This window comes from Ferruginibacter profundus (assembly GCF_054783275.1).
The window spans coordinates 868,718-889,707 of sequence record NZ_BAAGQW010000003.1 but is presented as its reverse complement, the minus strand read 5'-3'; the positions used below and the strand labels follow the sequence as shown (position 1 = coordinate 889,707).

Below are 20,990 nucleotides of genomic sequence, written 5' to 3'. Positions count from 1 at the left end.
TATAAAGAAAATTTTAATAAAGCTAATTATAAAACTGCTGCCAATCCCGTCCATCCTGTTTGATGCGATGCACCGATGCCATGCGATGTTTCTCCATGAAAATGCTCATAAAATAATACCAGGTCTTCAAAATACTCGGTTTGATAAATATCGTATTGCCCGTGTATCGGCCTGTTACCACTATCATCTGGAACAAACATATTCATAAGTCGTTGCGATAATTCACCTGCACCAGCTGCAATAGAAACAGGTAATCCGCAAAAATTAAATGTAATTTCATTACTGTAAAATTTTGCATAAATTTTTAAAGACCGTACAATTAAAAAATTCAAAGGCATCCAAACCGGCCCACGCCAGTTGCTGTTGCCGCCGTACATACCAGTATCACTTTCGCCGGGTATATATTTTAAGCCGTAATCCTGCCCGTCAATTGTTAATGCAAAACCATTTTGGTAAACCTTGCTTACAGAGCGTATACCCCCGGGAGAAAGCATTTCGTTCTCATCAAATAAAACCGGTAATAATGATTGTAGTTGCTGAGGAGTTAATAATGAAAGTAAGGCTGCATTTTTATCCGGTGCATCATCAACAACCTGGTAACGGGTATTATTATTTTCAAAATTGCTGATCAGTTGTGCTAAACGTGGGGCGCTTTTCAATTGCTCTTTGCTGATGTATAATACTGCCAGCAATGGAATGATGCCTGCAATAGAACGTAGCTTTACAGGAATACTTCTGCCATCAGGCAACTGCAACACATCGTAAAAAAATCCATCATCATACACATCAGTATCTGCCCATACCCCTGCAATTTGTTGCAGTGAACCTGCAATCTGTACAAAATGATTGAAGAAATTAATGCAGTCCTCTTCGTACTTCATATCTTTTTCGCAGAGTAATAAAGCCAGCTCCAGCATATTTAAACTGAACAAAGCCATCCATGCAGTACCATCAGCTTGGTCCAGGCGGCCGCCTTCGGGTAATCTATTGCTGCGATCAAATACGCTGATATTATCCAGGCCTAAAAAACCTCCTTCAAATACATTATTGTGATTGGCATCTTCCCTGCTTAACCACCAGTTATAATTTTTTAACAGCAAGGGAAAAATGGTTTGTAAAAATTCAGGGTCTGATTCTCCCAACCTGCTTTTTTCTATCCTGCAAATTTCCAATGCAGCCAGTGCCTGTACCGGTGGGTTCACATCACTGAAATTCCATTCATAGGCAGGCAATTGCCCATCGGGTGAAAGATAATTGTCGCCAAACAATAGCAACAATTGTTTTTTTGCAAAACCAATATCCACTTCGGCAATTGCAATCGCATGAAAAGCAAGATCCCATGCAGCAAACCAGGGATACTCCCATTTATCCGGCATGCTGATAATATCGGCGGCTTTAAACCCTTGCCAGCCGGCATTACGGCCCTCCCATCTTTGTGCAGGCGGAACGGGTTGCCTGGCATCGCCTTTTAACCAGGTGGCCACATCATAATAATAAAACTGCTTACTCCAAAGCATACCCGCTAATGCCTGCCTTCTTACAGCTGCATGTTGTGCAGTTTCATTCTCTTTTATCAATCCTTTATAAAAAGCGTCAGCCTCTTCTTTACGTTTATCAAAGCAGCCAGCATAGGAATCATCAAAAGGTTCCTGTAGTTGTTGCGTGGTAAGCCTTAAATAAATAGTGGTGCTTTCCCCTGCTGCCAGATTTAAAATATACAGGGGTGATGCTTTGGTACCTTCTTTTTTATCGTCTAAAAAACTAAAATCATTTTGTATGATCGCTTTATGAAAAGCATCTTTTCTGCAGGGATGTTTATCACCCGTGCCCCATAATAATTTTTTATTGTTTTTATTTTCGGTAAATAACACTTTATCAGGCTGTTGAAAATAAAAATAATAAGCCGCTAAATTTTCGTGTTGTGTTTTTATAGATTGGCCGTCATCCTGTAAGCTCATACTGATCTTTTCTTTCGTCAATCCAAACTTCCAGGTATTCCTGAACCACAATGTAGGCAACAGGTGCAATGTTGCGGCTTCACCGGCACGGTTGCTGATTGTTATCCGTATCAAAATATCATCAATATCAGCTTTTGCATATTCTGTTGCAATATCAAAATACCGGTGCTCATTAAAAATACCGGTATCTAACAATTCATATTCGGGCTGTTGTTTATTACGTTCGCTGTTGGTCACCAACAGGTCATCATAAGGAAATTCAGCCTGCGGATACTTGTACAGGTACTTCATGTAACTGTGTGTTGGGGTATTGTCTAAATAATAATACAATTCCTTCACATCTTCACCATGGTTGCCTTCGCCATTGGTTAAGCCAAACAACCGTTCTTTTAATATCGGGTCTTTGCCGTTCCACATAGCCAATGCAAAACATAAATATTGTTGCTCATCACTAATGCCTGCAATACCATCTTCGCCCCAGCGGTATACACGGCTGATGGCCTGGTGGTGCGGAAAGTAATTCCATGCATCACCACCGGCGCTATAATCTTCCCTTACGGTTCCCCATTGTCTTTCGCTGAGGTAGCAACCCCAGTGCAGCCAGTTTTTTTTGCCGGCATGGTATTCATTTAATCTTGCCTGCTCTTCGGTCATGATGGGCTATTAGTATATAATTTTAAAAGAAAATAATAATGTGGTAATAAATAAAAGTGAAATGCCTGCAAGAAAAAAAAAGTCTGCGATATTTTCCAGCCGGCTTTCATTTTTTATGTTTCCCCTGATGGATAAAAACGAAAGTATACAACTGGCCATAAATAAAATGATAGCAGCAGTGGTAAATTCATCGATCAAAGATTTTTCGGAAATATTTAAAACCTTCAGGGAAGTTAGCACCACAAAACAAATACCCAGCAAATTGGATGATGCATTTAAAATATGTGGCGACTTATGATCTTTATTAACCATCAGCAAAATAGTTTATTGCTCTGTGTAATGATAGGCCAAGCCGCCGTCAACATAATAAGTGCTGCCCGTAACATATTTGGCCTCGTCACTTGCTAAAAAGGCCATTACATTCGCCACATCTTCCGGTTCGCCCAGGCGATGCAGTGAAATATTATTTTGTAAAGGCCCTAATAATTCAGGTTTACTTAAAAGATCGGCATTGATAGGTGTACGTATAGCGCCCGGTGCCACATTATTGATGCGGATATTCAAAGGTGCCAGCTCTACCGCAAGGTTACGCATGATCATTTGCATGGCACCTTTGCTGGCACAGTAAGCAGTAAAATTCGGGAAAGGAATTTCTTCATGCACACTGCTGTTGTTTACAATTACACCGGGCCGGTTATTGGTTTTTAGATATTGTACAAAAGCCTGCGTTAAAAAAAACATGCCTTTTACATTTACGCCCATCACAATATCGTATTGCTGTTCGGTCACCTCCCAAAAAGCGGCATGAATTTCCACGCCGGCGTTATTAATTAAAATATCCAGTTGCCCGAATGCCTGCACAGCTTGTGTCAGTAAAGCCTGTACATTTTCTACCTTACTGATATCCGCTTGTATAAAAACCGCTTTGGCTCCTGTTGCCAGTACCTGGTTAATGGTCTCTTTTGCGTTATCATCATCACGTAAATCATTTACTACTACGTTGGCACCTTCCTGGCCAAACTTTACTGCAATGGCACGGCCAATACCACGGCCGCTGCCGGTAATTAAAACTGTTTTTCCTGAGAATTTCCCCATCGTATTTTTTTTAGTGAAGTTCGGCAAAGATGCAACAGGTATTTTGTTTTTTTAGTAAAGCAAGCGTTAACGCCAGGTGGGGTTGTCAACCTTAGTTAGCCCTTCTGCCAGGACGTATTTTTAAAAAAGCTGGTAACCCTTTATCATTCTTTTTGCCATAAATAATTTGCAATAGAATTATATTTACAGAAAAATATAACCATGGCAACAGCACACGAAATTGATTACAAAATTTACGGAGAAGAACTCCAGTTTGTAGAAATTGAATTGGACCCTAACGAAACCGCTATTGCAGAAAGCGGTGCCTTTATGATGATGGATAATGGCATTGAAATGCAAACACTTTTTGGTGATGGCAGCCAGCAACAGGATAACAGCCTGCTGGGAAAATTATTCAGTGCAGGTAAAAGATTACTGGTGGGTGAAAGTTTGTTTATGACAGCATTTACCAATACCGCACAGGGAAAAAAGAGAGTAAGTTTTGCCGCACCTTACACCGGGAAAATAATTGTATTTGACCTGGCAAAACTGGGTGGCAAAGTAATTGCACAAAAAGATGCTTTTTTATGTGCCGCAAAAGGCGTGAGCATTGGCATTGAATTCCAGAGAAGATTGGGTACCGGTATTTTTGGTGGCGAAGGGTTTATTATGGAAAAACTGGAAGGCGATGGATTTGCATTTGCACATGCAGGCGGATACATCATTGAAAAAGACCTGCAACCCGGCGAAATATTAAAAGTAGATACCGGTTGCATTGTAGCCTATACACCTACAGTTGATTTTGATATCGAAATGGTGAGAGGTATTAAAAACTGGATGTTTGGAGGCGAAGGATTGTTCTTTGCCAAACTAACCGGCCCCGGTAAAGTGTGGTTGCAGAGTTTACCCATCAGCCGCCTGGCTGGCAGGTTGCAGCAATACACTTACCATCGTAAAGAAGAAGGAAGTATTTTGGGAGGTTTGGGTAATTTATTAGACGGAAGAGAATAATGTATACGTATTTTAAAGAAGTCAATTTTTAAAAGTTGACTTCTTTGTTAACTGCCAGGCCACCACGCCTGGCTTTTTTATAAAATAAATTTGCTTGGTAAATTTCTTTTATCGTATATTTGCGATATGATTTATTGCAGACGAACGGATCGTCTTTTTTTATTCACTTATTTATCGTAAAAACACGATTAATGGCAATTCATAAAAAAGAAGCATTTACACAAAAAGAACAGGACCTGGCAGAATTTGCCAGGGCCATAGCCCATCCTGCACGTATTGCCATATTAAAAATGCTGGCACAACGCAATGAATGTATCTGTGGCGAAATAGTGGAAGTGTTGCCATTGGCACAAAGCACTGTAAGTCAGCATTTGAAAGAATTAAAGAAAGCGGGCTTGATTGATGGTAGTGTAGATGGCCCACGCAGTTGCTATTGCATCAACTGGAAAGCCTTTGAAAAATTTATGGGTGAATTCAGTTTTTTATTTAATAAACTGAAAGTGCAGAATGAAAAAGCCTGCTGTTAAAAGCGCCCTATCGCCTAAAGGAGTAAACGGAGAAGATTAGCGTAGGGTGGGTCACTCCTTAAAGAGTGGCTCACCCGGTAAAAAACAGGGCGCTTAAATTAAAACCGCAATTAAATAACATAAAGAAGAACTAAAGTTGAACAATACAACAAGTATAAAATTATTTTTAACCTCCTCATCTGATAAAGTATCGATGGGGCTCTAAATAATATAGTCATGAACAACGAACTTGAAATGAAAGAACTGGTAAAAGAAAAATATGCCGCTATTGCAGAGCAAAGCCAAAGTCAGAATGCCACTTCCTGTTGTGGTGCAACATCTTCCTGCTGTGGGGATGAAGTATACAATATTATGGCAGATGATTACACCAAACTGGAAGGCTATAATCCTGATGCAGACCTGGGATTAGGTTGCGGATTGCCTACTGAATTTGCAAAAATAAAGGAAGGCGATACCGTAATTGATTTAGGCAGCGGTGCCGGTAATGATGCTTTTATTGCACGCCGTTTTACAGGCGACAAAGGAAAAGTGCTGGGTGTTGATTTTACTGAAGCCATGGTAAAAAAAGCAAGGGCCAATGCAGAAAAATTAGGATTGAATAATGTGGAATTCCGTTTGGGTGATATTGATGATATGCCCGTAACCAGTAATTATGCGGATGTAATTGTAAGTAACTGCGTGTTGAATTTAGTACCCAACAAATACAAAGTGATCAGCGAAATTTTCAGGGTTCTGAAACCCGGCGGCCATTTTTCCATCAGCGATATTGTATTGGAAGGAGAACTACCTGCAAAGTGGAAAGAAGTAGCAGAGCTATATGCAGGCTGCGTTTCTGGTGCTATTCAAAAACAAGTGTACCTGGAAATTATTGAGCAGGCAGGATTTAAAAATATCACATTACAAAAAGATAAAGCGATCATTATACCCGATGATATTTTAGCCAGTTATTTAACTGCAGAAGAAATTGCAACCTATAAAAACGGTACCACAAAAATTACCAGCATTACAGTATATGCAGAAAAACCTGCAAAAGATGCAAGAAATTGTTGCGAACCGGGAAGCGGCTGCTGTTAAAATAATTGGGGTGGGTCACCTCTATAGGGTGGCTCACCCCAATTATTTTTAGGATTATCAACTTTTTAAAAGTTGACCACCCTGTTTAAATTTACAATGATGGAAATAAAAACTATGTTGCCGGAACACTGGCCTTCGGTAAAAAAAATCTATGAAGAAGGTATTGCTACCGGCAATGCCACTTTTCAAGCAACAGCACCGGAATGGGAAGAATGGGATACCAGTCATGTAAAAAATTCAAGATTAGTGGCCGTTGAAAATAATGAAGTGCTTGGATGGGCGGCGCTAACGGCAGTGAGTGGGCGTTGTGTATATGCAGGCGTGGCAGAAGTGAGTGTGTATGTAGCTGCGGCCGCAAGAGGAAATGGTATGGGTAAAAAATTATTGACAGCATTAATTGAGCAAAGTGAAAAAAATAATTTCTGGACCTTACAGGCTGGTATCTTTCCCGAAAACGAAAGCAGCATAAAAATTCATGAAGACTGCGGGTTCAGAATTATTGGCCGTAGAGAAAAGATAGGGAAGATGGGAAATAGCTGGCGGGATACTTTACTATTAGAAAGAAGAAGTACAATTACCGGAATATAGGGTGGTCACCCCATAAGAGTGGCTTACCCGGTAAAATTATCGGGACCAAAAAAATATGAAGAAAAAGAAATTACTTTTCGTTTGCATCGAAAACAGCAACCGCTCTCAAATGAGCCAGGCCTTTGCAAAAATTATTGGTGGCGAAAATGTGGAAGCCTACAGCGCCGGCAGTAAACCCAGCGGCATTGTAAATCCCAAAGCCATTGCTGCCATGAAGGAGCTGGGCTATGACTTAAGTACACACGACAGTAAAAGTTTAGATGAAGTAAAAGCATTTGCACCTTTTGATGCCGTTGTAACCATGGGATGCGGCGATGCCTGCCCATGGATGCCCGCCAAACAATTTATCGACTGGCAAATACCCGATCCCAAACACATGGAGCCGGCAGCATTTAATGAAGTAAGAGATTTTATAAAAGGTAAAGTAGAAGCATTGATTAAAAATCTGGATTAAAAAAAATGTCCCGAAAACTTTCGGGACATTTTTTTAATCTCTTATCAGTACTATTAATTCCTGCTGTTTAATTTACTCAGCAACCTTAAGATTTCCAGGTATAACCAAACAATGGTAACCAGCAAACCAAATGCGCCATACCATTCCATGTATTTGGGTGCACCCAATGCCGCTCCGTTCTCAATCATATCAAAATCTAAAATAAGATTGAGTGCAGCAATAGCCACTACAAATAATGAAAAGCCAATGCCCATCATACTGCCTTCATGTAAAAAAGTAAAATTGTCAAAACCAAACATGCGCATTACCCAAACAATAAGGTAAAAAATAGCAATACCTGCAGTGGCTGTAATAATTACCGATTTAAATTTTTCGGTGGCCTTAATAATTCTGAAACTATACAACAGGTACATGGCAACCGCAGTACCTAATGTTAAGCCAACAGCATTAATTACAATATTGGGAGCTTTTACTGCAAAAGCTTCACTGTAAGAGGCAGATATAGCACCTACAAATAAACCTTCCAGTAAAGCATAAGCCGGGGCCAGGTATGCACTCCATTCTTTTTTAAATATCATTACAATAGCTACTGCAAGGCCTCCAAAGCCGCCAATCAGTACCAGTGGCATTACATTGCCTCTTTCTGCAAATTCTTTCCAGGAATAAAAAGAAGTGCCTAAAACCATCAACATTAAAAAACCAAATTTTTGCAAAGTGCCTTTTACGGTCATTGCGTTTTCGTGTGTTATCACATCATCCAGCACTGTATCCCTGAATCTTTTTTCGGATAAGGCCGGATTGCCGGATTTAAATAAAGCCATAGTTATAAAATTTAGATATTAAAATTAAGCAATTCCCGTCAAATGTCAAACGTGAGTGGTGAATCGTCACTCGTTAGTACTCCCTGGTATGCAGGGTGCCCGCACTCACGTCTCACCACTCACGTTTCATTCATTACTCCCGCTTTAACCCCGGGTACCTGCTCACCTGTTCAAAATTATATTCGTCGGTTGCTTTCAGTTTCCTGATAAACTGGTGTAATTCAGTAGAGTCTGCAATATCTTCGTACACCTGGTCATGAGCCAGTAATACCAAATGGCCCGGTGTTTTGGTTTTGTTATGGGCAAACATGCTATCTATCTGTACTACCATTTCGTCGCTGGTATTTTTTAGCTTAAGACTGTCGTTAAAATGCCATTCCAGGTCCCAGCCCACTTCTGTAAAACCGTCTTTGTACAAACTGTCTGCTGTGGATATGCTGGTCTTAATATCAGTGCTGGTGATATTGGCTGTACGCCAGATATTTCTTCCCGGGGTACGAATGATATTTGCAGTTAAATGCAAACTATCGGCACAACGTATAAAATCTTTTACAGCACTATCGGGTATCGTATAAAATTTAGCAAATTTATTTTGAAAAGCGTGCGTAAAACTGTGGTTGGCAATTTCAAAATATTTACTGGCCACGAGGCTGTCGAAAGTAGCGGTTTGTTCCCTGCTGCCATACACATGCTGGCCCACAATAAATAAAGTAACCGGCACTGCTTCCTCTTCTACAATGTGCATCATTTTTTTGGTACCCCTGTTGGGGCCATCATCAAAAGTGAGGTAGATGGTTTTCTTTTTCTTCTTTGGTAAAGGCGGGGTGGCTGTTTTACTGGTAGAATCGGGTAAAGAAAATTGAATGTTAGATACAGAGGCTGTTGTTTCGGTTTTGTAATAATGGCAGGCAGAAAAAACAACAGTAATAAATGTAGTTCTTAAAATTTGTGAGGTGGCTTGCTCAACCTCAGAGTCAGGGTCCATAATGGTTTTGGTTATAAATTTAATTGTTTAGTGAAGATATTAGTGCGGCAGGGCTATTTCCAAATGGGAGGCTGTTAAATAATACAAAAAGTCAGAAGTTGTGGGTTACGTACGGGGTTAATGGATCGTTGTTTTGCTTGCTGCTTCACTTGTCCGCACACGATCAATTAATACCTAACTTTTCTAACTCGTAGCTTGTAAACTGTAACCCGTAACTCTACACCCTAAACTTTGTATATTTGCGGCATGGAACAGTTGGTAAAACAGATAACAGCACTAAAGGAAGAAATTGCAGCCTGGAATGGCGGTGATGCAGAAACATTTCGTATCAAATACCTTGGCACCAAGGGATTGGTAAAAACCATCATGGGCGAAATGAAAAATATAGCGGCAGAAAATAAAAAAGAAGCCGGGCAATTATTAAATGAATTCAAACTTTTTACAGAAGCTAGATACAACGAACTTAATGAAGCCGCTTCTAAATCCGAAACCGGAAATCCGAAATCTGAAATCGACCTGACGCTTCCGGGAGATAATCTTCCGCTCGGCAGCCGCCATCCCATCAGTTTAGTAAAGAACAGGATCATTGCTATCTTTCAACGCCTTGGGTTTGCAGTGGCAGAAGGGCCTGAGATTGAAGATGATTTTCATAATTTCTCGGCACTGAATTTACCGGAAAATCACCCGGCACGTGACATGCAGGATACATTTTATATTTCTCAAAACCCTGATTGGTTGTTACGTACACATACCTCAAGTGTACAGGTACGTGAAATGCAAAAAGGAAAATTACCCATAAGAATTATTTGCCCCGGAAGAGTATATAGAAATGAGACCATCAGCGCAAGGGCGCATTGTTTTTTTCACCAGGTAGAAGGGTTATACATTGCAGAAAATGTTTCATTCGCCGATCTTAAACAAACGCTCTACTTTTTTGTACAGGAAATGTTTGGCGCCACCGTGAAAGTGCGTTTTCGCCCCAGCTATTTTCCATTTACCGAGCCCAGTGCCGAAATGGATATCAGTTGCCTGATCTGTGGTGGCAGCGGTTGCAATGTTTGTAAACATACCGGCTGGGTGGAAATTTTAGGTTGCGGTATGGTGCATCCTAATGTGTTGGATAATTGCGGTATCGACAGTAATAAATATACCGGCTTTGCATTTGGTATGGGTATCGAAAGAATTACAATGTTGAAATACCAGATAAAAGACCTGCGCCTGTTCAGCGAAAACGACCTGCGCTTTTTGAAACAATTTACAAGTGCGGTGTAAATTTCAGGTAAACCATATTCCAAAAATAAAAATCAGCACATGAAGCCTTTTTTTGTTACAGCATTGTTTACAATGCTGGTGTCGATAAGTTTTGCCCAATCGGCAAACGTTACCTGGGGCGAAGAATTTAAACTTAAAAAAGGCAGCACCGACCTGGAAGTAATACATACGGATAACACCGGCGTTTATGTAAAGGAATCGCACTTTGCATTAAAAAGTTATTTTGTTATTGCGGCAAATTTAAGAGAGTCTGCCACGCTTACTAAATTAGACAAAGACCTGAAGGAAGAATACAGTAATAATTTCAACAAGGAATTAAAGGGCAAAGAGTATGAAAGCTTTTTCTTTTTGAAAGATAAATTATTTTTATTGGCAACGGATTACAGCAGAAAAGATAAAACGCTTACCCTTTTTGCAGCAGAGATCAATAAAGCCTCGGGAGAATTAGCGGGAGAGTTTACCGAAGTAACCAGCTGGCAGAAAGAGGAAAAGAGTGAAGACATCAGTTTTAAAGCCACGTATAATTCAGACAGCACTAAAATGGTTTTGGTAAGCACAGTAGAGGGCAGGGAAAAAAATAATTACGAAGTGCGGCAGTTTGATGATAAAATGAAAGCGGTAGATAAACCCATTGCTATCAGTAACGAATTTGACTCCAAAACTTTTGTACTGGAAGATGTGGTGTACACCGGCAATGGCAATGTGGTAATGGTGGGCAGGGAATACGAATACCAGGAAGGGAAAAAGAAAAAAGCAAAATACCTGGATTTTAAAAATTACGTAATCAGGATATATGATAACCAGGGTAAACAGGTAAAAGAAATTAATACTGCTATTAATGCCAAATGGCTGGTAAGTACCAAAGTGATGCAATTACCCGTAAAGGAATTGGTACTGGCAGCATTTTACAGCGATGAAAAAAGGGGGCGTGAAATTAATGGTATGCTGGTACAACGCATCAATGCTGTTACAGGAGAAATCATCACCACCAGCCAGAAGGATATCAATACCTCTATGATCACTACTGTAGAAGATGATAATGGCGATGACGATGATGATGAAAGCAGGAAAGAAAGAAAAGAAAGAGAAAAGCTGGAAAAAATTCAGAATGATGAAGATGGGTTTTCAAAATATATGCGCTTCCGTAATTTTATTTACACTGCCGATAATGGCCTGGTGATACTGGCAGAAAAATACAACAGTTACTCTTACACTACCACAAGCTATTCAACTTCTGGTGGTACCGGCCTTTCAATGGGCAGAACCACCAGCACCACTTACCAGGTATACGAATGTGGTGATATTATGATGAGCAAGATTGACGCAGCAGGAAATATTGGCTGGTTAAATATTGTACCTAAACAACAACGTGAGGTAATTCAAACCAGTTCGGGCAGCGGACCTGCAAATGGCTTCAGCATGAGCTTTAACTTTTTCAGGGGTGGCTTTAACTGGCCTTTTTACGCAGGCTATGGTGTTTTACCCGCTAATAATTCGCTGAACATTATTTTCAACGACAATAAAAAAAATGACAAGGTATTGCAGCTTGGACAAAAAGTGAAAAAGATAAGCTACTTCGGAAAATCAGATTGCTTTGCCATCAGCTTAAACCCTGTCACAGGAAAATATACCAGAGCCTCTTTGTTCAATAATAAAGATGTGCCTACCGCAATGCCAAGGCTCAGTTCTGTTTTGGGTAAAGACCTGTACATGATTGGTAAAGAAGACAGAATGTTAGGAAAAACAAAAATTGCTATTGCGAGATTGAGTATAAAATAATTACAACCTACAAATTTTACTGTACAAAACTATCTGAAAAAATAACATTATGAAAAGAATAGTCATTATCACTTTTTTGTTTTTATATTCTTCAATAATCTTATGTCAAACAACAAACGTTACATGGGGAGAGGAATTTAAGATGAAAGATAACAGTACAGATTTTGAAGTAATTTATACTGACAATTCTGCTATTTATGTTAAAGAGTCCCATTTAGTTTTTAATCGGCTTAGTTTAAATAATCCGGTAAGAGAATCTGCAAGTTTATTAAAGTTTGATAAAAATCTCAAGATGGTTTTCTCTACTGATTTTAATAAAGAATTAAACGGTAAAGAATTTGAACGGATTTTTTTTCTGGGAGGAAAAGTCTTTTTGCTAGCTTCCGATTATAATAAGAATGAAAAAAAACTCACTTTATATGGAACTGAATTGGATATAAAAAGCGGACAACAAATAGGAGAATGGGTTATGTTAACAGATAACGTAAAAGAGGAAAAAAAAGACGAAATTTCCTTTAAGATAAAATATAATTTTGATAGCACAAGAATGCTTATTGTAGGAACAGTTTTCGCAAAAGACAAAATTAATTATAAGATTGTGCAGATAGATAATAGCATGAAAATGTCAGGTAAAGCGATTTTATTTAATAATGAATTTGCTTCCGGATCTTTTAGGCTGGAGGATGTAATTGTTACTGATAATGGAAATATTACTGTTCTTGGTAGAAAATATGAACTGGATGAATCTGATAAAAGGTTTGTTCGTTACGGCCCTCATTATGATTATTTGCTTCAGCTATATAGTACAAACGGGAAGCCAATAAAGCAATTACTAACAGGGACAGATGGAAAATGGCTCGTTAACGCAATAATTACTTTTTCAACCTCAAAAAAAATAATATTGACAGGTTTTTATACTGGTAAAGTAAACAGAAAGATTGATGGAATACTTGCTCAGGTTATTGATCCACAAACCGGAGAAACTATCAGTAATAATCAGAAAGAATTTACGGCAAAAATGATTGCGGCTAAAAAGGATAACACGCCAGACGTTAAATTATTTACTTTACATGTAAAATTTAAGGACCCTATTTTGATGCCTGATAAGAGCATTATTGTGCTTGCAGAACAAAGTATAAGTTCTCAATTAAACTTTGGCGGTCTTTTCTCAGATAAAGGAAGTTATTCAACATACGATTGCAATAACATCTTTATGTACAAAATCGATGAGATTGGAAATGTACAATGGTTGAACATAATTCCGAAAACTCAACATGAAACTATACCCACAAAATCAGTTTCATACGATGGAGCAAACTATCTTGTTACAAACTATACTTATTTATATGAAGATTATTTTAATTGGCCATTTTACGCAGGGTTTGGAATAATGAAATATAAAAATATGATCTGTATTGTTTTTAATGATGATAGTAATAATGCCGGTATAACTCAATACGGTCAGTTGCCTAAAACAATCGATAAATATAAAAATTCTATTTGTTATACTATAATCCTGGACCCTAATACAGGAAATTGTACGAGGTCTCAGGTATTCAATAATAGTGATAAAGATATACCTACTGCCATGCCGAGGATGGGTAAAATGCTGGATGAAGACTTTTATTTGATAGGTAACCAGGAAAGATTCGTTGGTAAATCAAAAATCGCTTTAGCGAAAATAAGCTTTAAAAAATAGGTTGTTATTATTTCCGCTTTTATTCGGGACATTGGAATTAAATCTTCCTCAAACAACTCTTTTCTCTTTTTTTGCGTCTTACTATCTGCTATATCTTTTGCAGTAAGTATATTATAACCCTCCGCAACAGGCATTTTTCTTCAAAAAATTTATAGCTGCATCACCTTTGGCATTATAATTGAAAAGCTGCCATTGAAAAGGTATATCAAAAAATCAATCGTATGTACAAAAAAACGCTTAGTAAAAATTTATTAGCACTGTGTATAGCAATTACAGCTGTGTTGGGCTCATGCTCCGTATCAAATGAAGCACGGGGCATTAAAAAGAATATCAATGGCAATTGGGTATTACAAACCATTACAACGGAAGGCATTACAGGAGTTGCCAAAACCAGGATTTTTAATGAAGCAGATTTTGGTTGCTTTATCGGCAGCGAATGGAATTTTCTTGCCAATAACAGCACAGGCAGTTACACAATAGTGGATACAAAAAAAGAATGTCCTGCTATTAAAAGATTTATCCGCTGGTCGGTATATGAACCTAAAGACCTGCCCAAAGAATTTCAATTTAAAAGACTGGATGATAAAAAAAATCCGATGGATGATAATGCCGGTTTCAGGTTAAAAATTGCACAACTGGATGCTGCACAAATGAAACTGCGATCTGAAATTACATTTGAAGGAAGGCCTGCAGCCATCATTTATAATTTTGTAAAAAAATAAATACTCAATCGATCAAACTAATATATTATGAAGACAATTTTTGGAAAAACAATCTTATCAGTAGCAGTTATTGCATTACTGGCAAGCGGATGTAAAACAGTACAGAAGACCAACAAAACACAACGGGGAGCAGCTATCGGTACAGCCGGAGGTGCCGTTATTGGTGGCATTATTGGCAATAATGTGGGTAAAAAAGGTAACACAGTTTTAGGTGCAGTAATTGGCGGTGTTATTGGTGGTGTTGCCGGTGGTATCATTGGTAATAAAATGGATCGCCAGGCCGAGAAAATTAAAACAGAAATCCCGGGTGCCGAAGTAGAAAGAGTGGGCGAAGGTATTGTAGTAACTTTCCCCGATAAAAACCCCGATGGATCTAAAATGGGTGTTTACTTCGATTTTAACCAGGCCACAATAACTGCTAATTCAAAACTGGCATTGGATAAACTCGTTAAAATTTTTAATGAATATCCCGAAACAAATATTTTGGTAGAAGGCCATACTGACGATAAAGGTACCGAAAACTATAACCTTACTTTATCTCAAAAAAGAGCAGATGCAGTGGGTAATTATTTGAAGGCAAATGGCATTGCAGCATCAAGATTAACCATCAAATGGTATGGAGAATCTCAACCCAAAGTTGATAATACCACTGATGCTAACCGTGCCGAAAACAGGCGTGTGGAATTTGGTATTACAGCGAATGAAAAAATGAAGGCAGACGCTAAAACAGAAGCAACTAAAAACTAAGCCGGGTACATAAATTTTTACTGCCTTATTGCTGGCACAGCAATAAGGCATTTTTATTTTAAGTAAGCATAGAAATAATATCTTTATACCTCAATAGTTGTACATGATAAAAACGATTTGCGTAATTGGCGCCGGTACAATGGGTAGCGGCATTGCACAGGTAGCTGCACAAAGCGGTTGTTACACCTTGCTGTTTGATATTAATGCAGCAGTATTGGAAAAAGCAAAGGTTGCCATTGAGAAAAACCTGCAATACCTGGTGGGCAAACAAAAAATTACCGCAGCAGAAAAAGAAACGGTCTATAGCCGTATCCGTTTTGTAAACGATACTAATGATTGTGTTGCAGATGTAGTGATAGAAGCTATTGTAGAAAAGATAGAAGCCAAAGTGGCCATCTTTAATCAATTGGCAAAGGTTAATCACAGCGAAGTGATTTTTGCCACTAACACATCGTCACTCTCTGTAAGCGACATACAAGCTAAAATAATACATCCTCAGAGAGTGGCAGGCATGCACTTTTTTAATCCTGCGCCATTAATGAAACTGGTGGAAGTAGTAAAAGGCAATCAAACAGCTAATGCTGCAGCACAAACTATTTATGATCTGTGTAAACAAATGAATAAAGTGCCGGTGCTGTGTAAAGACGCACCAGGTTTTATAGTAAACCGTGTGGCAAGGCATTATTACCTGGAAGCTATGAAAATTGCAGAGCGGGGCGATGCTTCTTTTGAAAATATAGATGCAATTATGGAAGCCACGGGTTTTAAAATGGGCCCTTTTAAATTGATGGATCTTATCGGCATGGATATCAATCTTGCCGTATCACAAAGTATTTACCAGGCATTTGATAAAGCAGCACGCTTTGCGCCATCTCCCATACAAGTAGATAAAGTGGCCAAAGGAGAACTGGGTAAAAAAACGGGCAAGGGTTTTTATCAGTATTGATTGGTTAATGCATATACCGCAAAAGAAGCCAGCCAGTGTTCTCCTTCATAATTACCGGTGGCTACTTGTGGTAACGCAGCTTCTACATGTTCGTTGGCAACATCCAGCAGGTGTTGATTGTTGACACTTGCTGCAATGCCCTTTAAGCACCAGGCCCTGCTTAAATTCAATCCGTCAAGGTGTACCAGCTTTCCATCCGTCCTGTCATTTACTTTACCCGGAGTAATAGTAAAATTTTTATCAAACAACTGCGGCATAAATTTTTTAAGCCAGGTAGTAAATTGTTGTTTGGGTAACACCTTCCGCATCAGGTCTGCTTCTTCAAGGCAGGGACTTAAAAAATCATTACCATTGGGTTCCCAGCTAAACGGGCAATTTTTATCTGCTGCATAAAAACGTAAGGCAGTTTTTTTAATAGCGTTTGATAATGCTGTATCACGCTGATGTATTGCATAATCATACATCATGCTTAATCCGAAAGCAAGGTTACTATGCTCACCCACTCTTATGGGGTAAATCAGTTTTTCCAGGTAAGTACAGGTTAATGCAGAAAGCTCACTGGCTAATGGTTGTAAAGCCGCAGCCCAATTTTTGGCATCAGTATCATTCCAGCTTAATAATTCATCCTGCAATTGCAGCAGCCATGCCCAGCCATAAGTACGTTCAAAACTTTTATTGTCTTTACTTTTAAACACCCGCAATTCCTGCTGTATATTTTCTGCTGTAAAATGTTTATTAAACAGTTGGCGGATGGGTGCAGCTTCTGCAATACCAGGGTACAACTTTAATATCCGTACCAGCATCCAGTGGCCATGCACACTGCTGTGCCAGTCGAAGCAACCAAAAAATGCAGGGTGGTAATTTTTCGGCGATCCTGTCAATGAAGAATCACTGAACGTAATACCGGTTTTGTAAGGGAATTCTTTTTCGGCACAACGCAAGGGCAGTTTTGCAAAATGCGACGCACCGGTTGCAGTAAGCACTATCTGCCCGTTTATTTTCTCGTAATGCTTGTCCTGCGCTTTACTAAAACAAAACATGATGCAACTAAAAACAAGAAAGAATATTTTTTTACCCGTCATTGTATCTATTTTTGGTTATTAAAAATAGCACTTATTATTTCACCACAATATTTCATAGCGCCATTAAATGAAACCGCCTTGCTGGTTAACTTTGAAAATGTCATTGATGAAGGCATCAACCAAAAGATAATTGCCTTACACCAGGAATTCAGTAAAAATAATTTTATAGGCTTTATTGAAACGGTACCTGCCTATTGTTCGCTGGCTGTTTTTTATAATGCAGCAATGGTTAAAAAAAATAATCCTGCAGCAACAACGGCTTTTGAATGGGTGAAAAATTTTACAATGCAATTGATCCATGAAACAACTATTGATACTGTCAATGAGTTGGAAACTATAACCATGCCCGTTTATTATAATGGAGAAGATCTTGAATATATTGCAACCCAACATCAGCTTTCTGTTGATGACGTGATCAGCATACACACTGCAATTAGTTACCGTGTGTATATGATCGGTTTTTTACCAGGCTTTGCCTATATGGGCAAGGTAGATGAACGAATTTTCACACCACGCCTTGCCACTCCACGTACCAATGTAAAAGCCGGCAGCGTGGGCATTGCAGGTTTTCAAACGGGTATTTATCCTTTGCAATCACCGGGTGGCTGGCAACTCATCGGGCAAACGCCAATAAAAATTTTCGATACACAAAAAAAAGATCCTTGTTTATTAAAAGCGGGTGATAAAGTGCAGTTTGTTTCCATCAGTAAAGCAGATTTTGAAAAATTAAATGAGTATTAAAATCATCAGGCCGGGTGTGTTCACTACATTGCAGGATGCCGGACGAGCCGGCCATCGCAGCATTGGTATCGGTACAGGCGGTGCCATGGATATGTTTGCCATGCAGGCAGCAAATTATTTATGTGGCAATGATGAAACAAAGGCGGTAATAGAGATCTGTTTTCCTGCACCCGAAATATTATTTCAGCAGAATGCAGTGATCAGCCTGGCGGGTGCCGGTTTTACAGCAACCTTAAATGGCATGGCAATACCAGCCTGGACAACTATTTTCATTAAAAAAGAATCGGTTCTGCATTTTAAACAACCTGTATCAGGAGCAAAATTATATATGGCAGTTTATGGCGGCTGGCAGGCACAGCAATGGTTAAACAGTTACAGCACACATTTAAAACTTGCCGCAGGTGGTTATTCAGGAAGAGCGGTACAAAAAAATGATGTCATTAATTTTCTGCAGAATCATTTTTCTTTTGAAGCCAGCAAAATTTTACCCTTCGGTATTTCAGCATATCAGCTGGAGGAGGTCTATCAGCCTCAAAATAATATCCGTTGTATTAAAGGCGTAGAATACGATTGGCTGAATGAAGCAGCAAAAGAAGATTTTGAGAAGAACAGTTTCACTATCAGTAATCAAAGCGATAGGATGGGGCTGCGCCTGTCAGGTAATGCACTGATGCCACAACAAACTACAGCACTGGTATCTTCTGCTGTTGATACAGGAGTAATTCAATTATTACCCGATGGCAATTGCATTATTTTAATGGCCGATCATCAAACCACCGGTGGCTATCCCCGTATTGCATCCGTAATAAAAGCAGACCTGCCAAAACTTGCCCAATTAAACTCCAATAGCAAAATTAGTTTTACCATCATTAGTTTAAAAGAAGCAGAAGATGCTTTAATTTCAATGCAACAATTATTAAGGGAAATTAAAAATGGTTGCCAACTTTGTCTCGAAAAATATTTAACACATTGATCGATATTAATTGCGATATGGGAGAAGGTATCGGTAACGAAGCTGCACTGATGCCTTATATCAATTCTGCCAATATTGCCTGCGGTTATCATGCCGGTGATGTGGCAACCATGCATAAAGTAATTACACTTTGTTTACAGCACCATGTTCATATTGGTGCTCATCCATCTTTCCCCGACAGGGAAAATTTTGGAAGAACACCAATGCAATTGCCAAACGAAAAAATTTATACCATTATTTCGGAACAATTAATGGCCATAAATAATGTGGCGAAGAAATGCGGAGCAAAATTACATCATGTAAAACCTCATGGCGCTTTATACAATATGGCGGCTAAACATGTTGCATTGGCAAAAACCATTGCACAGGCAGTAAAAGATTTTGATGCATCATTGGTCTTTTACGGTTTATCAGGCTCTGTGATGGTTGACGAAGCTGGCAAATTGGGTTTGCAAACTGCAGCAGAGGTTTTTGCCGACAGAACCTATCAAAGTGACGGCTCACTTACACCACGGCATCTATCCAATGCTTTACTGCAGGATAAAGCAGCAGTGGTACAACAGGTATTACAATTGGTACATCAACATAAAGTGCAGGCTGTAACAGGCGAAGAAATTTTTGTAAAAGCTGGCACCATCTGCATTCATGGTGATGGTGCACACGCTGTTGAGTTTGCAAAAGCCATTCATCAGAAACTTAATGAAAAATAAATCCTTTCTTTCGGGGCCTTTGCTGGGCGCAGCTTTTTTAATGGCAACCTCAGCCATTGGTCCGGGCTTTATTACGCAAACCACCAAATTTACAGCGGAGCTAAAAGCAAGTTTTGGTTTTGTGATCCTTATTTCGGTATTGATGGATATTGGCGCACAATTAAATATCTGGCGCATTATCAGCATCAGTAAATTATACGCACAGGATATTGCCAATAAAGTTTTTCCCGGCGCAGGTTATGTTTTATCCCTGCTCATTATTTTAGGCGGCATTGCTTTTAACATTGGCAATATTGCCGGCGCCGGGCTTGGTTTACAGGTATTAACAGGCTGCAGTGTGCAAACAGGCGCTATCACCAGTTGCGTAATTGCTGTATTGGTTTTTATTTTTAAAGAAGCCGGAAAAGCAATTGATCTTTTTGCAAAGCTATTAGGCTTTATCATGATTGGCTTAACCCTGTGGGTGGCATTTCAATCGCATCCGCCCATGGCAGAAGCAATAATAAAAACTTTTGTTCCGGATACAATAAATGAAACTATTATTCTCACTATTGTTGGGGGTACAGTAGGTGGTTATATCAGTTTTGCAGGCGCACATCGTTTGCTGGAAGCTGGTGTTAGCGGCCAGGAAAATTGTAAAGCGGTTTCCAAAAGCGCCGTATCAGCAATTCTTATTGCTTCATTGATGAGGATACTGTTATTTGTAGCAGCATTAGGTATTGTGTGGCAGGGCATCATATTGAGTACACAAAATCCTGCAGCAACGGTTTTTCAAAGTGCAGCCGGCCAGGCAGGGTACAAAATTTTTGGGTTGGTTTTATGGTGTGCCGCCATTACTTCTGTAGTGGGTTCGGCATTTACTTCGGTAACATTTGCTAAATTGTTGCACCCGGTTATAACAAAAAAATTCAGGGAAATTATAATTGCCTTTATTGTTTGCTCCACCATTATTTTTTTAATAGTAGGCCAGCCTGTAAAAGTGCTGGTAATGGCTGGCGCAATTAATGGTTTAATATTACCTTTTGCACTAAGTATTATTTTGGCTGCGGCCTACAAAAAAACAATCACCGGTAATTATAAACACCCGTACTGGTTGGCAGCAGCGGGCTGGGTGGTTGTTATAGCCATGACTTATATGGGCATAAAAGCAATAAGTGGCTTATTCATTTAATA

At 39.2% G+C, this 20,990-nt stretch carries 21 protein-coding genes; 15 read left to right on the top strand and 6 right to left on the bottom strand.

Annotation, left to right across the window (positions count from 1 at the left end; genetic code table 11):
* Positions 1 to 26: 26 nt before the first annotated feature.
* Genes ACYVM0_RS23550 through ACYVM0_RS23540 form a run of 3 tightly spaced genes read right to left on the bottom strand, consistent with a single transcriptional unit; the run spans position 27 to position 3,707 of the window.
* Positions 27 to 2,612 (bottom strand): MGH1-like glycoside hydrolase domain-containing protein, encoded by a 2,586-nt coding sequence (locus tag ACYVM0_RS23550; protein ID WP_460561282.1) that lies wholly within the window; start codon positions 2,610 to 2,612, stop codon positions 27 to 29.
* Between the two features lie 9 nt (positions 2,613 to 2,621).
* Positions 2,622 to 2,924, bottom strand: coding sequence for a hypothetical protein (locus ACYVM0_RS23545; RefSeq protein WP_460561280.1), 303 nt, complete (start codon positions 2,922 to 2,924; stop codon positions 2,622 to 2,624).
* A gap of 12 nt (positions 2,925 to 2,936) precedes the next feature.
* A complete protein-coding gene (locus tag ACYVM0_RS23540) occupies positions 2,937 to 3,707 on the bottom strand; it encodes an SDR family NAD(P)-dependent oxidoreductase (protein ID WP_460561278.1) in 771 nt (256 codons plus the stop codon).
* Positions 3,708 to 3,908: 201 nt separating this feature from the next.
* Here ACYVM0_RS23540 and ACYVM0_RS23535 point away from each other — a divergent pair, with 201 nt between their 5' ends.
* The 5 genes from ACYVM0_RS23535 to ACYVM0_RS23515 all read left to right on the top strand — a co-directional run bounded on the left by ACYVM0_RS23535 (position 3,909) and on the right by ACYVM0_RS23515 (position 7,340).
* Positions 3,909 to 4,697: an AIM24 family protein gene (locus ACYVM0_RS23535; protein WP_460561276.1), complete on the top strand. Its 789-nt coding sequence runs from the start codon at positions 3,909 to 3,911 to the stop codon at positions 4,695 to 4,697.
* A gap of 191 nt (positions 4,698 to 4,888) precedes the next feature.
* Entirely contained in the window at positions 4,889 to 5,224 is a 336-nt protein-coding gene (locus ACYVM0_RS23530; RefSeq protein ID WP_460561274.1) for an ArsR/SmtB family transcription factor, read from the top strand.
* 216 nt (positions 5,225 to 5,440) lie between these two features.
* On the top strand, positions 5,441 to 6,298 hold the full coding sequence (locus ACYVM0_RS23525) for an arsenite methyltransferase (protein ID WP_460561272.1): 858 nt from the start codon (positions 5,441 to 5,443) through the stop codon (positions 6,296 to 6,298).
* A 96-nt stretch (positions 6,299 to 6,394) separates the two neighbouring features.
* Positions 6,395 to 6,886 carry a GNAT family N-acetyltransferase gene (locus tag ACYVM0_RS23520; protein WP_460561270.1) on the top strand — a complete coding sequence of 164 codons (492 nt, stop codon included), beginning with the start codon at positions 6,395 to 6,397 and terminating at the stop codon, positions 6,884 to 6,886.
* 55 nt (positions 6,887 to 6,941) lie between these two features.
* Positions 6,942 to 7,340: an arsenate reductase ArsC gene (locus ACYVM0_RS23515; protein ID WP_460561268.1), complete on the top strand. Its 399-nt coding sequence runs from the start codon at positions 6,942 to 6,944 to the stop codon at positions 7,338 to 7,340.
* A 53-nt stretch (positions 7,341 to 7,393) separates the two neighbouring features.
* Here ACYVM0_RS23515 and ACYVM0_RS23510 read toward each other — a convergent pair whose 3' ends face one another.
* Both ACYVM0_RS23510 and ACYVM0_RS23505 read right to left on the bottom strand, forming a co-directional pair.
* Entirely contained in the window at positions 7,394 to 8,161 is a 768-nt protein-coding gene (locus ACYVM0_RS23510) for a Bax inhibitor-1/YccA family protein (protein WP_460561266.1), read from the bottom strand.
* 133 nt (positions 8,162 to 8,294) lie between these two features.
* A complete protein-coding gene (locus tag ACYVM0_RS23505) occupies positions 8,295 to 9,146 on the bottom strand; it encodes a polysaccharide deacetylase family protein (RefSeq protein ID WP_460561264.1) in 852 nt (283 codons plus the stop codon).
* A 246-nt stretch (positions 9,147 to 9,392) separates the two neighbouring features.
* On the opposite strand from ACYVM0_RS23505, the gene pheS reads away from it, so the two are divergent.
* The 6 genes from pheS (at position 9,393) to ACYVM0_RS23475 (ending at position 16,311) form a co-directional block, all read left to right on the top strand.
* Positions 9,393 to 10,418: a phenylalanine--tRNA ligase subunit alpha gene (gene pheS, locus ACYVM0_RS23500; RefSeq protein WP_460561262.1), complete on the top strand. Its 1,026-nt coding sequence runs from the start codon at positions 9,393 to 9,395 to the stop codon at positions 10,416 to 10,418.
* A gap of 39 nt (positions 10,419 to 10,457) precedes the next feature.
* Positions 10,458 to 12,197, top strand: a complete 1,740-nt coding sequence (locus ACYVM0_RS23495) for a hypothetical protein (protein ID WP_460561260.1) — start codon at positions 10,458 to 10,460, stop codon at positions 12,195 to 12,197.
* Between the two features lie 49 nt (positions 12,198 to 12,246).
* Complete coding sequence (locus ACYVM0_RS23490) at positions 12,247 to 13,896, top strand: hypothetical protein (RefSeq protein ID WP_460561258.1); 1,650 nt, start codon at positions 12,247 to 12,249, stop codon at positions 13,894 to 13,896.
* A 221-nt stretch (positions 13,897 to 14,117) separates the two neighbouring features.
* Positions 14,118 to 14,618, top strand: a complete 501-nt coding sequence (locus ACYVM0_RS23485; RefSeq protein ID WP_460561256.1) for a hypothetical protein — start codon at positions 14,118 to 14,120, stop codon at positions 14,616 to 14,618.
* A 27-nt stretch (positions 14,619 to 14,645) separates the two neighbouring features.
* Entirely contained in the window at positions 14,646 to 15,365 is a 720-nt protein-coding gene (locus ACYVM0_RS23480; RefSeq protein WP_460561254.1) for an OmpA family protein, read from the top strand.
* A gap of 103 nt (positions 15,366 to 15,468) precedes the next feature.
* On the top strand, positions 15,469 to 16,311 hold the full coding sequence (locus ACYVM0_RS23475) for a 3-hydroxyacyl-CoA dehydrogenase NAD-binding domain-containing protein (protein ID WP_460561252.1): 843 nt from the start codon (positions 15,469 to 15,471) through the stop codon (positions 16,309 to 16,311).
* On the opposite strand, the gene ACYVM0_RS23470 is transcribed toward ACYVM0_RS23475, so the two are convergent.
* Positions 16,302 to 17,393: a DUF2891 domain-containing protein gene (locus ACYVM0_RS23470; RefSeq protein ID WP_460561250.1), complete on the bottom strand. Its 1,092-nt coding sequence runs from the start codon at positions 17,391 to 17,393 to the stop codon at positions 16,302 to 16,304. The genes ACYVM0_RS23475 and ACYVM0_RS23470 overlap by 10 nt on opposite strands.
* Here ACYVM0_RS23470 and pxpB point away from each other — a divergent pair.
* From pxpB to ACYVM0_RS23450, 4 genes are read left to right on the top strand one after another with little or no spacing between them, the layout of a single operon-like run.
* Positions 17,319 to 18,134: a 5-oxoprolinase subunit B family protein gene (pxpB, locus tag ACYVM0_RS23465; protein WP_460561248.1), complete on the top strand. Its 816-nt coding sequence runs from the start codon at positions 17,319 to 17,321 to the stop codon at positions 18,132 to 18,134. The two genes, ACYVM0_RS23470 and pxpB, sit on opposite strands and share 75 nt — an antisense overlap.
* A complete protein-coding gene (locus ACYVM0_RS23460; protein ID WP_460561247.1) occupies positions 18,124 to 19,107 on the top strand; it encodes a 5-oxoprolinase subunit C family protein in 984 nt (327 codons plus the stop codon). Before pxpB ends, ACYVM0_RS23460 begins: the two co-directional genes overlap by 11 nt.
* The gene (locus ACYVM0_RS23455; RefSeq protein ID WP_460561245.1) at positions 19,104 to 19,817 is read left to right on the top strand and encodes a 5-oxoprolinase subunit PxpA; all 714 of its coding nucleotides are present in this window, start codon (positions 19,104 to 19,106) and stop codon (positions 19,815 to 19,817) included. The genes ACYVM0_RS23460 and ACYVM0_RS23455 overlap by 4 nt, the downstream gene beginning before the upstream one ends.
* Positions 19,807 to 20,988, top strand: coding sequence for an NRAMP family divalent metal transporter (locus tag ACYVM0_RS23450; protein ID WP_460561243.1), 1,182 nt, complete (start codon positions 19,807 to 19,809; stop codon positions 20,986 to 20,988). The genes ACYVM0_RS23455 and ACYVM0_RS23450 overlap by 11 nt, the downstream gene beginning before the upstream one ends.
* Positions 20,989 to 20,990 lie beyond the last annotated feature (2 nt).